Origin of the sequence: Exiguobacterium sp. s11, assembly GCF_018619015.1 — a bacterium.
Classification (GTDB): domain Bacteria; phylum Bacillota; class Bacilli; order Exiguobacteriales; family Exiguobacteriaceae; genus Exiguobacterium_A; species Exiguobacterium_A indicum.
The window spans coordinates 120769-132697 of the sequence record NZ_JACSNF010000003.1; the positions used below are offsets into that span (position 1 = coordinate 120769).

Below are 11929 nucleotides of genomic sequence, written 5' to 3' on the forward strand. Positions count from 1 at the left end.
AAAATATTTACCTAAAAAATTTTATTTCCTCATTTTTATTACGAAATTAATTTAAATAAAATTACCTGAAATAAAAATCTCAGCTTCATTATTTTATATTTCCTTACTTAATAGACCATTTTAATTTTTTATTATAATTCCTTCTGTATTTCTTATAAATCATTCTATCGGTTTATAATTCCGTAAGAGTTTGTTTATCTATCTTTCTACCTCTTTATAATCCTGCACAGTTCTCTTATAAATCATTCTATCGGTTTATAATTTCGTAAGAGTTTGTTTATCTATCTTTCTACCTCTTTATAATCCTGCACAGTTCTCTTATAAATCATTCTAACGGTTTATAATTTCGTAAGAGTTTGTTTATCTATCTTTCTACCTCTTTATAATCCTGCACAGTTCTCTTATAAATCATTCTATCGGTTTATAATTTCGTAAGAGTTTGTTTATCTATCTTTCTACCTCTTTATAATCCTGCACAGTTCTCTTATAAATCATTCTATCGGTTTATAATTTCGCAAGAGTTTGTTTATCTATCTTTCTACCTCTTTATAATCCTGTACAGTTCTCTTATAAATCATTCTATCGGTTTATAATCTTGTAAGAGTTTGTTTATCTATCTTTCTATCTCTTTATAACCCTGCACAGTTCTCTTATAAATCATTCTATCGGTTTATAAAATTGATAAAGGATTAGCTTTTAGATCGAAAGTATTCGTTAATTCTGTAATTGACGATATCTTTTATGATTCTATAAAGTTCTCTACTTTTTATATTTAATCTCATTAACAAAAACTCACCAGAGAATGTTAATATTCCGCCCATTCTCGGAAACGGCATCTTTTTCAATAAACTTTCTACTTTTACTGTGTCAAATAGTCCTTTTAACTCCGCCGTTTGCGTATCCTTCAACTCCCGATACTTTTCCGCATGCAAATACTCATAAAAGAACGGCGCGACTTCTCCAACCGTAATTGGCTCCATCCATCGTTCTTCTCCCCGCTCAAGCATTGCTAACAGAACGACCATCTTATAACTCCGATTCATGATCGTCTTTTCGACTTGTTCAATCAATTCACGATTTGCGTCGTACGCTTCGACCTCTTCGTCCGATAGTTCCTGATGCTCCTTCAAGAACCCAACGTAAGAACCCCAATCTTGTTTATAGCCTTGTGGAACTGCCGCATATTCTCCGATTTCAACATAGGATGGTCGATAACCAAGTTCGTATTTGATTCGCTCGTATTGCTCAATCAATCGTAACTTCCGCTGACTTGGTTGCCTGAGTCGATGAATCAATTCCAGTGCCCGCGTATCGAACTCAATCACACAGCCGGGTGGTGGCGTAATCGGTTCTGTCTGCCCTCGCTTGAACGATTCTTTCATTGTTCCAAGTAGTTTCAGTTTCGTTTCGACGTTACGGTAATTCCCAATTAAGTCAATGATGACGCAATGCGATTTGTCTTGCGCTAAGCGTAGTCCGCGTCCGATTTGCTGCGTATAAATGGCGACAGATTCCGTCGGACGACAGAACAGCAGTGTATCCACTTTCGGAATATCGACACCTTCGTTGAATAAATCGATCGTAAAAAGAACTTCAATCTCGCCTTGCTCGAATGCTTGCATATATTGCGCGCGATTTGTCGTCTGTCCTGTCAGTGCAAATGCCTTCGTTCCTTTATCTCGAAATACTTGCGCTAGATATTCCGCCTGCTTAATCGACGAACAAAAGCCAATTGTCTTCGTTTGATGATGTTTCTCCCATGAATGATAGATATTATCCGCGACTTCACGATCGAGTTGCCGATGCTCGAGCTGCGACGCATCATACGTTCGACCAATTCTTCGAATCTGGGAATAGTCGATCGTGTCATGAATACCGTAATAATGAAACGGCGTCAAAAATCCTTCAGCAATCGCTGCCGTGAAGTGCATCTGGAAAGCAACGTTATGGTGACAGATCGCATAGACATCGGCTCCATCCATCCGGTCTGGTGTCGCCGTCAGACCGAGCAGGAAACGGGGCGTGAAATGATTGATGATCTTCCGATAACTCGTCGCTGCCGCGTGATGGAACTCGTCGACGATGATGAGATCAAACTGGTCAGTTGAAAAACGGTTCAAATGACGCTTTTGCGCCAACGTCTGGACGGAAGCGAAGACGATCTCCGTCGTCTCTGTGACGGTCCGGTCACTGCCGATGTAGAAACCAGTCTGCCACGCCGGATTGACTTTTTGAAACGAACGCTCTGCTTGCAGTAATAGTTCTTTTTGATGTGCCAGGAACAGGACTCGTGTAAAGTCTCCCGCAAAGAACGCACTCAGGTAGGTCTTCCCTAGTCCAGTCGCAAGCACTGCCAACGCCCGTGTCCGTCCTTCTTCCATCGTTTCCCGTAACGCTTGGAGCGCTTCTTCCTGCACCCGGTGCGGCAGGATTTCTGGCGCAACGACGACCGTTCCTTCGTCATACTCGACTTCTGGTTCCGCGACATACTGACGTGCCGCGTACTCTTGACGATAAGCATCTAAGACAACCGGATTCAGTTCTTCTGCCGATTCGCTGAGGTAAAGATCCATGAAGGCATCAATCGCATCATCAAGGATCTGTGGAGCGACAGCTTGTGGTAGATGGACGTTCCATTCGATTCCAGACCGAAGTGCACTGTTCGAGATGTTCGACGAACCGACGATTGATAAGCCAGTCTCTGCGTTTCGAAACAGATACGCTTTCGGATGGAAAGAGCGTCCACCAGACCGATAAAAGCGAACTGACAACCCATCAAGCGCAAGCAACTGTGCCAATGCTTCTGGGTCAGTGATATGTAGATAGTCGCCAATCAACAGACGAATCTCGGCTCCTCGTTGCAACGCACGACGAAACGCCGGGACGAGTAAAGCGACGCCTGACTTCTGAGCAAACGCTGCGACGATATAGACTTCCTCTGCCTGATCAATGGCTTCGATAAGTGAGTCATATAAGTGATGCGTCGTCAGCTTCGCTTCCGGGATCAATCCTCGACCTCGATCAGGTAGAGGCGTTCTTCAAATCCACCGCGTTGTTGCTGTTTCTTCGCTCGGACGGCTTCCAGTTCCTCGACTGTCACGCCATGTATCTTCGCTAACGCTTGGATGAGCTCCAGTAAATCAGCTAACTCCTCGACAGCGTCTGTGTCCGTCGTCGCTTCCTCGTATTCAGCCAGTTCTTCATGTAATTTCTTTTTCGCTTCCACTAGGAATTCATTTTCGTCCAACGTGCGGAACGTCGCTTTTTTCCCGTTTTGGTCGATGATGTTTGGAATCGTGTCTCGAACTAATTTATGATAAAGTGGCATATCAATTCACTCCTTTGAAGGGTTGAGGGATATCCGAGTCGAATCACTCGGTGTCGTACATATGTATTTTATAAGAGGAGGTTCTTTTCATGTCTACATTCAAACAGATCGACACAACGAACGCCCCTGCTGCGATTGGTCCTTACTCGCAAGGCTTTATCGCAAACGGAACACTCTATGCTTCCGGGCAAATCCCGATCGACCCGGCAACAGGCGAACTTGTTCCAGGCGGAATCACGGAGCAGACGGAACAAGTCATGCGAAACGTCGATGCCATCCTGAAAGAGGCAGGACTGACACCCGACCGCGTCGTCAAGACGACATGCTACTTAACGAGCATGGAACACTTCGCTTCTTTTAATACGATCTACTCCGATTACTTCGCACCGCACGATCACTTCCCAGCTCGGTCTTGTATCGCTGTGAAGGAACTACCAAAAGGTGCCTTGGTCGAAGTCGAGATTTTAGGACTCCTCTAATCACACATCACGCATTTTGCGTGGTGTTTTTATTTGTAAATCCTTGTAGTGTCTTCTCTATTCAAAACCTAAAAAATAGAAATTTCAAAATTATTTTAATATAAATAAATTATGGTATTAATTTGGGTTTTATGATAGATTACTATTAATTCTTACTTATTTTATATTAAAATTTGTTATTTATTAAAAAGTATAGCATTTTTTCCATTTTAATAAGTGTAGGAAATACATAGCAATTCTTATTGAATTCGAAGGGATCGGTTTATCAGTATGAAAAAGCTTCTTAAATTGGTACTTGGTTTGATCATCGCAATCGTCATTCTTATCGTTGCAATGGTCGCATGTACATCATTCTTCGCAAACGAAGTAGACAAAGAGCTCAAAAAAGGAGGAGAAGTCACTGCAGTCGATTCAAAACAGGCTAAAGGCGATAAACAAAAAAATACACCTAAGCATTTTGCATTCGGCGATACGATCAAAGTCGGTGATGTACAGCTCACGATTTCAAAAGCTCAAAACCAGTCTCCTGCTCAATACAGCGAATCAAAAAATGGAAATGTCGTTGTATTTGATGTAACAGCAATCAATAAAGGCGATGATTCTGCTTTCATCGATGATACGGAATTCAACCTCTATATTAATGATGAACAAGTCGATTCTTATTTCGGAGATGACATGGCAATCAGTGGTGATTTAAACAAAGGTAAGACGTTAAAAGGTAAACTCTTTTACGATGCACCAAAAGGTCAGTCCCTCGAACTTATCTACAAACCTTCTTTCTCATGGAACGATAACGAAGTCGTCTTTAAAGGTAAAAATTAATGAGTAAGCGCTCCTAGTTTTAAGGAGCGCTTTTACTTTGTTTTGCTCGTCGTTGAATCGCATGCATCACGATTGGTATTTGTACAACCAGATTCAAGATACTTACTCCGATCACTAGTTGACTGACCGTCAATGGATTGAAGTACCCTTCGCCATATCCTCTCCCTACGCTGAGCGCGATCCCGTATGAAATCGCAAACGAAACTAGATTGCCGATGACGATATATTTCGGTTTCCCACTCCGCGCAAGTGAATACGATAGAGCACCGAGTCCAAACAAAAATAAGGCATAGCCTAGAAGTGAACCTTCTTTCCAATCAAAATAGGGTCCAAACCAAGCAAAGGGAATCACATACAACCATGTTCGTTTCATCGCTGCCCCTCCTGACTCGCTTGTGATGTGAAAAAACGATACAACGCGTCACGGATGTTTCTCCATCCAGGTGGATAGACATTTGACTTACTGATACAGATGATTTGTTTATTCGTCGTTACTTCAAGCGTCCAATCCGTCCCGTCTAGCATCTCATGCACTGACTCAGGATACGTCTCCCACGCTACTAGATCATACTTCTTCATCCACATATCCATGAACGCTAGATCGTCTTGTGTCAGTATACGTTCTCCGGATGCCGTCAATCGATTTTCTTCATCTTCTGCTCGAATTGTTTGACTTGCACGGTTCCACCAAAACGTCTGTCCTATTCCCCTTCCGGACTCGCGGTAATAGATCCGTTTTACTGTCTCCATCATAATCATCCCCTAAATTTGATGTTCCCAGTATACTCCATTTATTATTTTTAACCTGTTTCATTTTTTACTATGGTTCTGCTGATTTCTGTTGCTGTGAAACATTTTTCTCCTTCTATCAGTAAATGTAGTGAAAGGAGATGTTTCACATGCATGTATCCATTCAACAAGCCGGTTATGACGTAGGTCAGCCCGTCTTACAAGAGATTGCGTTTGCTTTACAGCCTGGATCCATCACCGGTTTGATTGGTACAAACGGTGCAGGAAAAAGTACGACGATTCAAGCGATGTTCGGTACGCTGCCTTGGGTCGAAGGAGAGATCGATTTACCGGTCTCACTCGCCTATATTCCGGAGCTGCCGACCTATTACGAATATTTGACACTCGCCGAGCACCTTGAGTTGGTCGCCTCGCTCCACGAGACGGATCATGCCTATACGGAACGACTCTTAAAGACGTTCGAACTGCATGCTGTCACAAGTGACTATGTCTCTTCTTTCTCTAAAGGAATGAAACAGAAAGTAATGCTCGTCTGTGCCTTGATGCAACGCGCAGACTGCCTGATCATCGATGAACCGTTCGTCGGTCTTGACGCGGTCGCGACGATTCGATTATTACATTTACTCGAAGCAGAACGGACGCGTGGCGTGGCGATTCTGCTCGTCACCCACGTCCTTGATTCCGCGGAACGTCTTTGTGACGACTTCGTCTGGATTGATCAGGGGCGCATCAAACATCAAGGAACACTCGCTCAAATCGGTGAAGCCTCTGGTCAGCCTGGTGCCCGCTTGTTCGACATCATGGAAGCGATGGTGCTCGAGCATGATTGAAACCTTTTTGAAGCAACGGATCCGTCGACGGCATGCGGAACAGCGTCGCTTCTTTCGAGAAATTTTCGATTGGACGATTTTGCTCTATCTCGTCATTCCAGTCGGTCTGTTCATCATCTATGAAACGATCCAGATTTTAAACGGTCAAGCGGACTGGGTTCAAACAGTTCCGGTCGCTTGGATTTTACTCGGTTGGATTCTGTATGGATTCCTGCCCGCCTTTTACGCCTGGTTCGAACCCGCAGATCGTCTCTTCTTCAAACCGGTTCCTGGAGCAATCGTTCGAATGAAGTGGTATTCCGTTCGGTATCACTTCATGCGGATTTTTCTATTGACTGCCGGATTACATCTACTCTGTTTTCCGTTACATAGCACCCGGTTTGACCAATCTAGTATCACAGTACTGCTGATTAGTCTTGCGCTCTCTTTGCTCCAACCGTTCTTTAGCTTCTGGACGTACCGGTTATCCGGACAACGGTTCTTGCGAAAATGGAGCGGTCACCTCGTCCTAGCAACCGGACGTATCACTCTGTTGCTCCTGCTTTGGCTGCAACCGCATCCTGTCCTCTTCGTTGTTGCACTGGGTGTGTTACTATTCGGATCTCTTCATGTCCGGCACTGGTCACGGCGTGAGGACGGATTAACGGAGGACATTCTGTTGTCGATGAAACGACAGTCGAGTTTATCGACGACCGTCCTTGAATTGAACGGTGCCTTACCAAAACCGTCGCATCGAAAGCGTCCGTTCCTTCATCTGCGATTATTCAAGCAGACGCATCAGCAACTCCCGCTGATCACGTATCTGCGAGATCCGAGTAAACGTCGTTTCTTACTCCAGCTGTTTGCTGCGATGAACTATGGCCTTCTCGTCTTACCATGGATTGGACGTGGTCTTGTCATCGCCTTCGTTCTGTTCGTCCTGTATCAAGAAGTAAAACAACACGCCCTGTGGTTTAGAAAGCAGCGCTTCTTTCGGCTCGTTGACTCTCGTATTACAGCTTCTACGGAAAATAAAGTCATTTAAAAGATATGGAAATCCAATATCTCTTCTCGTGTTCCTTTCGTACACTAAAGGTAATCTAAAACGAACGGAGTGGATGCGTATGAAGTGGGGTCTGTATCCGAAAATGTTACTTGCTTTCCTCGGTCTTGCAATCGTACCGATCGTCTTGATCGGCTCGTTTTTGTATATTGAAACGAAGAATGCCTTAACGGACGAAGCTTACGCGAAACTTGAGGCGATTCGTGATGCTAAAAAAGCGACTGTCACGCAACATATCGATGAGAAATTTTTGAACCTCGAAGCATTAGCAGAGAACGAACAAGTCCAGCAAGCTTTCGCTCCCTTAACGAAACAGTTTGCGGACGGTGGACTGGCGAACGACGCCTACCAACAAGAAGCCAAAAAATTCGATACCTACTTCAATCAATACATCGAGCAGTTCGGCTTCTATGATGTCTTCTTCATTGATCCGGACGGAAATGTCGTCTATACGGCGTTCAAAGAACCGGATCTCGGTCAGAATGTCGTCACCGGTGATCTCAAATCGTCAGGGCTCGGAAAAGCGTATCAGGACGCCTTAACAAAACAAACAGGCGTCATTGCTGATTATGCGTACTACGAACCGTCAAAAGCTCCTGCTGCTTTCTTTGCGATTCCCTATGTCGACCCAAAGACGAACAAACCACGTGGAGTTCTTGCGCTTCAGCTCGCCGGTGATCGAATCAATCAGATCATGAAAACAACGGCTGGACTCGGCAAAACCGGTGAATCGTATCTTGTTGGTGCCGATCAACGCTTACGCTCTGATTTCCGAGCGACAAAACAGACGGAAGTCGGCGAAAAACGGGTCCAGTCGACGCCAGTCAAACAAGTCGTTGCCGGTCAGACGAAAACGACAGAAACAACGGACACCGATGGTCATGAAGTCGTGACGTCCTTCACACCACTAAAAATCGCTGGTCTCAACTGGGGACTGATCACAGAAGTCCATACGGAAGAAGTGTTTGCTTCTTTATCTGATTTCGTACAAAAGCTATTGATTGCGTTAGTGGCGTTAATTGCTTTGGTAGCACTTGCTGCGATCCTCTTCACACGCACGCTCGTCCGACCAATTCGCGCGTTACTGCATAGTGCGGGCGCGATTGCCGAACACGATTTATCACAACCGGTCGTTGCGACGTCACGTGATGAGATTGGACAGCTCTCCCGTTTATTCGAGACAATGCGCCTCTCTTTAATCAATTTGGTACAGCGAGTCGATGCAATGTCACGGACGATTGATGACTCTCTCGCTGAGCTCGTCGTTGAAGCCGAAGAGACCGGACACGGAACAAAAGAGATGGCAACAGCAATGACTGGAATTGCCGCAACCGCCCAGCAACAGTCTGGCGCGTTTGATGGGCATACAGCGTCCTTACAATCCTTGACGGCAACAATCGAGCAGAACGCGCAAACGTCGGCTCTCGTCGTCGATAGCGCTAGTCGTTCAGAAAATCTTGCAACGACCGGACGTTCGGATCTCCATGCCGTTACGGAACAGATGCAATCGATTCAAAATGCGATTGATGAGGCTGCCGATAAATCACGTCGCGTCCAAATCGCTTCCGAGAATATCTTAGAGATCATCAGCATCATCGAATCGATCGCTAACGAAACGAATCTTCTCTCATTAAACGCTTCGATCGAAGCCGCACGTGCCGGGGAACAAGGCAAAGGATTCGTTGTCGTCGCACGCGAGATTCAGAATCTTGCCAACCAATCGAAACAGTCAATGGTTCGCGTCCAGGAAACAATCGATTCGATCCAACTGGAGACAAAACAACTCGAAGACGCCATGGCACGCGGAACCGTTGCCGTTCAAGACGGTGTCGTTCGCGTCACGGAAGCGACGCAATCGTTTGATTCGATCGTCACCCAGTCAAAAGGTGTCACTGTTGATATGGCCGCCCTTTCGGAAACGAACCGGGATGTCTTATCGACCGCTTCCCACCTCGTCGCACAAGCCGAACAGCTGCGTGCCGGAATCATCGCCAGCGCTCAAGACAACCAACATGCATCCGAGCAATCACTCGCTTTCAGCGAACGAATGGATGTCGTCCATACGCTGACGGAAGAGATTTATACGCTCTCCCGTGAGTTGCACGAGACGATCAACCGCTATACACTGGATTAAACTTGAAAGGAGACATGCCTCATGCCGACTCACTTATTCCTCTTTGGAGGCGGTCCTCCTTTTACACCGAACTTACGAACACGATTTGCTACATTAACGAACGGTGGACCGGTCGCGATTCTATACATTCCGCGGATCGGTAAGGACTGGACGCGTTACGCCTCGATCTATACGAAGCCGTTACAGGAAGATGGCATTTCGTCTTTCGTCCATCTGCCACTATCTGACGCACCAACAGACGGACAACTCGCGCAACTGAAACAGTGTCAAGGCATCATCATCTCCGGTGGCGAGACCGAATTGTATCAGCAATACTTGGTCGGTACACCGATCGGTGACATCATTCAGTCGCGTTTCGCAGATGGTGTTCCGGTCGTCGGTTTTTCAGCTGGTGCCCTCGTTTCGCCCGAACGGTGTATCATTCCGGAGATCGACCAACGCGACAATCGACGTCTTCGCTTGCCTGGTCTTGCCTTACTGAACGACGCGGTCGTCTGTGTCCATTACGAGACGTGGGGCGAAGCTGCCCATCTCGTGCAATCGTTTACGGAAGAAAGTGCAGACCGTGCTTTCGGACTTGCTGACGAAAGCGGGATCTATTTATGCGATCAGCAGCTCGTCGAAACAGAAGGAACCGATCCCGTCGTATTGTCGCGGAGTCCCGTCAGATGACAGCGATCGTTCCTGCCGTCAAAGGCATCATCATTCACGAGCAACGTCTCCTGATCGTCCGCCGGGCTGCTGCTGACTTCGGCGGTGGGACGTGGGAATGCCCGGGTGGCAAGATCGACTTCCGTGAACTGCCAGTCGATAGTCTCGTTCGCGAGATAAAAGAAGAGACACAGTTGACGGTTACCCCGGAGCGTCTGCTCTATGCCTCGAGCTTCCTGACGCATCCCGATCGGCAAATCGTTCTCTTGATGTACATCTGTTCGACGCATCAGACGGACGTTCAGTTATCCGCGGAACACGACGCTTATCTCTGGGCGGACGAAACAATGATTCGTCAGTTGATCGCGCCGAATATCTTAGCTGATTTTGAACGACATGATGTATTTTCGTTACTGCATCGCTAAACACAACTGCCCCGCCTGACCAGTTGGTCGAGCGGGGCAATTTTTATTTACAGTAAAGGATCTCGGTAACAGACGACGCGATTCCGACCGGTTTGTTTGGCTTCATACAATGCTAAGTCGGCTTTCTGGACGGTCTCAAATACAGTCGATGCTTGATCGGATGAAGCGGCACCTAGCGATAACGTGACATGAAAAACGGGGTGCTCCTTATAAACGAAGTGTTGATCGGCGCAGGCAGATCGAATCCGTTCCCCCAGTCGTTCCGCTTGTCGAAGTGGTACGTCCGGCAACAGTAAGACAAACTCTTCACCACCGTACCGACCGACGACGCCCTGTTCTGGACAATACGATTGCAAGAGATGGCTGAGTTGTCGTAAAACGACGTCACCCCCTTCGTGTCCGTATGTATCATTGATTGATTTAAAATGATCGAGATCGAGAATGAGGACGGAGAAGACTGTTCCGTTCTGAGCGTACTCGGCTAACGTTTCATCTAGCTTCCGGCGGTTTCCCAGTTGCGTCAGCCCATCCGTTAAAGCCAGTTCCTGTTGTGTGTGGACGAACAAAAAGTGCTTCCTTAATTCCTGTAAGAAACGATAGGTGACGTAGCCACCAATCATGATGACGATGATATAGACGAGCGCAATCTCTAAAAACCGCTCGAACGTGTTCGTTAATAAATAGAGCGCCGGTAAGCTGTATGCGATCCCTGTTCCAAGCAACACGAGATAATCCTTCATCCGTTGAGCAGCGAACCGTCGATAAATCGTCGCTGTCACGAGTAACGCGACACAGATCAAGGTTGTCAGAATCAGTCCTTGGTATTCGCCAGCTGGTGTCACCGCAAATCGGGCGCCGATGATGAACAGCATCGTGATGCTACCGCTGACTAATCCGCCGTAAAAGTACGCCGTGACGAGCGCAACGAGACGCAAATCAATCTTTGCAACGTCATAGGAAATACTGTTAAAGATCAACAGGGCACCAATCACACCGGCGATACAACCGATCGCGAGTCGGACTTGTAAGGAAGAGTTAGGCGAGATGCGCTCGATCCGTCTTAGCGGTAAAAACGCAAACAGCAATGTCGCAATCAACAGTGAGAAGTTCAACAACAATGAATTAAGCAACGTAAGCACGACGACATCCTCCTCATTCCATTTCAGATGTTTACTCTATTCCCTCCAAATTACACATTCCCCTCTTTTTCCAAGGTTTTCAAACAAGAGGAGAGGGAATCAAACAAATATGTCTATCGTCTACATCATTAAGGGGGAATCTTTCATGGACCGTCAAGCTGAAAAACGAAAAAGTAAGATGCCATTCTTCATTATTCTCGTCATCGCTATCTTCGTCATCGTTGCTGCTGCGTTGATCATTTACGTCACATCCGAACCAAAAGAAGAGACACAAGCACTTATGACACACCTTGCGACTGTCTTACCGATTTACGTGAACTAGATTCACA

At 46.2% G+C, this 11929-nt stretch carries 13 protein-coding genes; 8 read left to right on the plus strand and 5 right to left on the minus strand.

What is annotated here, in order from left to right:
• Positions 1 to 689: 689 nt before the first annotated feature.
• Together KNQ12_RS11625 and KNQ12_RS11630 are read right to left on the minus strand one after the other, a co-directional pair.
• The gene (locus KNQ12_RS11625; RefSeq protein ID WP_214748417.1) at positions 690 to 3008 is read right to left on the minus strand and encodes a DEAD/DEAH box helicase family protein; all 2319 of its coding nucleotides are present in this window, start codon (positions 3006 to 3008) and stop codon (positions 690 to 692) included.
• Positions 3005 to 3328: a nucleoside triphosphate pyrophosphohydrolase gene (locus tag KNQ12_RS11630; protein ID WP_053452488.1), complete on the minus strand. Its 324-nt coding sequence runs from the start codon at positions 3326 to 3328 to the stop codon at positions 3005 to 3007. Before KNQ12_RS11630 ends, KNQ12_RS11625 begins: the two co-directional genes overlap by 4 nt.
• Positions 3329 to 3417: 89 nt before the next feature.
• Between KNQ12_RS11630 and KNQ12_RS11635 the strand changes: the two genes are divergently transcribed.
• Both KNQ12_RS11635 and KNQ12_RS11640 read left to right on the plus strand, forming a co-directional pair.
• Positions 3418 to 3807, plus strand: coding sequence for a RidA family protein (locus KNQ12_RS11635; protein WP_053452487.1), 390 nt, complete (start codon positions 3418 to 3420; stop codon positions 3805 to 3807).
• A gap of 270 nt (positions 3808 to 4077) precedes the next feature.
• Complete coding sequence (locus tag KNQ12_RS11640) at positions 4078 to 4629, plus strand: DUF4352 domain-containing protein (protein WP_053452486.1); 552 nt, start codon at positions 4078 to 4080, stop codon at positions 4627 to 4629.
• A gap of 19 nt (positions 4630 to 4648) precedes the next feature.
• Here KNQ12_RS11640 and KNQ12_RS11645 read toward each other — a convergent pair whose 3' ends face one another.
• Both KNQ12_RS11645 and KNQ12_RS11650 read right to left on the minus strand, forming a co-directional pair.
• Complete coding sequence (locus KNQ12_RS11645) at positions 4649 to 5002, minus strand: hypothetical protein (protein WP_053452485.1); 354 nt, start codon at positions 5000 to 5002, stop codon at positions 4649 to 4651.
• The gene (locus tag KNQ12_RS11650; RefSeq protein WP_053452484.1) at positions 4999 to 5379 is read right to left on the minus strand and encodes a hypothetical protein; all 381 of its coding nucleotides are present in this window, start codon (positions 5377 to 5379) and stop codon (positions 4999 to 5001) included. Before KNQ12_RS11650 ends, KNQ12_RS11645 begins: the two co-directional genes overlap by 4 nt.
• A gap of 149 nt (positions 5380 to 5528) precedes the next feature.
• On the opposite strand from KNQ12_RS11650, the gene KNQ12_RS11655 reads away from it, so the two are divergent.
• From KNQ12_RS11655 to KNQ12_RS11675, 5 genes are all read left to right on the plus strand, one after another.
• Positions 5529 to 6209, plus strand: a complete 681-nt coding sequence (locus KNQ12_RS11655) for an ABC transporter ATP-binding protein (RefSeq protein ID WP_053452483.1) — start codon at positions 5529 to 5531, stop codon at positions 6207 to 6209.
• Positions 6202 to 7233, plus strand: a complete 1032-nt coding sequence (locus KNQ12_RS11660; protein WP_055969991.1) for an ABC transporter permease — start codon at positions 6202 to 6204, stop codon at positions 7231 to 7233. The genes KNQ12_RS11655 and KNQ12_RS11660 overlap by 8 nt, the downstream gene beginning before the upstream one ends.
• Positions 7234 to 7306: 73 nt before the next feature.
• The gene (locus KNQ12_RS11665) at positions 7307 to 9385 is read left to right on the plus strand and encodes a methyl-accepting chemotaxis protein (RefSeq protein WP_082487290.1); all 2079 of its coding nucleotides are present in this window, start codon (positions 7307 to 7309) and stop codon (positions 9383 to 9385) included.
• 21 nt (positions 9386 to 9406) lie between these two features.
• Positions 9407 to 10057, plus strand: a complete 651-nt coding sequence (locus KNQ12_RS11670) for a Type 1 glutamine amidotransferase-like domain-containing protein (RefSeq protein WP_055969986.1) — start codon at positions 9407 to 9409, stop codon at positions 10055 to 10057.
• Positions 10054 to 10461 (plus strand): NUDIX hydrolase, encoded by a 408-nt coding sequence (locus KNQ12_RS11675; RefSeq protein WP_055969982.1) that lies wholly within the window; start codon positions 10054 to 10056, stop codon positions 10459 to 10461. The genes KNQ12_RS11670 and KNQ12_RS11675 overlap by 4 nt, the downstream gene beginning before the upstream one ends.
• Before the next feature lie 47 nt (positions 10462 to 10508).
• Here KNQ12_RS11675 and KNQ12_RS11680 read toward each other — a convergent pair whose 3' ends face one another.
• The gene (locus KNQ12_RS11680; protein WP_035399134.1) at positions 10509 to 11600 is read right to left on the minus strand and encodes a GGDEF domain-containing protein; all 1092 of its coding nucleotides are present in this window, start codon (positions 11598 to 11600) and stop codon (positions 10509 to 10511) included.
• Positions 11601 to 11745: 145 nt separating this feature from the next.
• Between KNQ12_RS11680 and KNQ12_RS11685 the strand changes: the two genes are divergently transcribed.
• The gene (locus tag KNQ12_RS11685; protein ID WP_023466867.1) at positions 11746 to 11922 is read left to right on the plus strand and encodes a hypothetical protein; all 177 of its coding nucleotides are present in this window, start codon (positions 11746 to 11748) and stop codon (positions 11920 to 11922) included.
• Positions 11923 to 11929 lie beyond the last annotated feature (7 nt).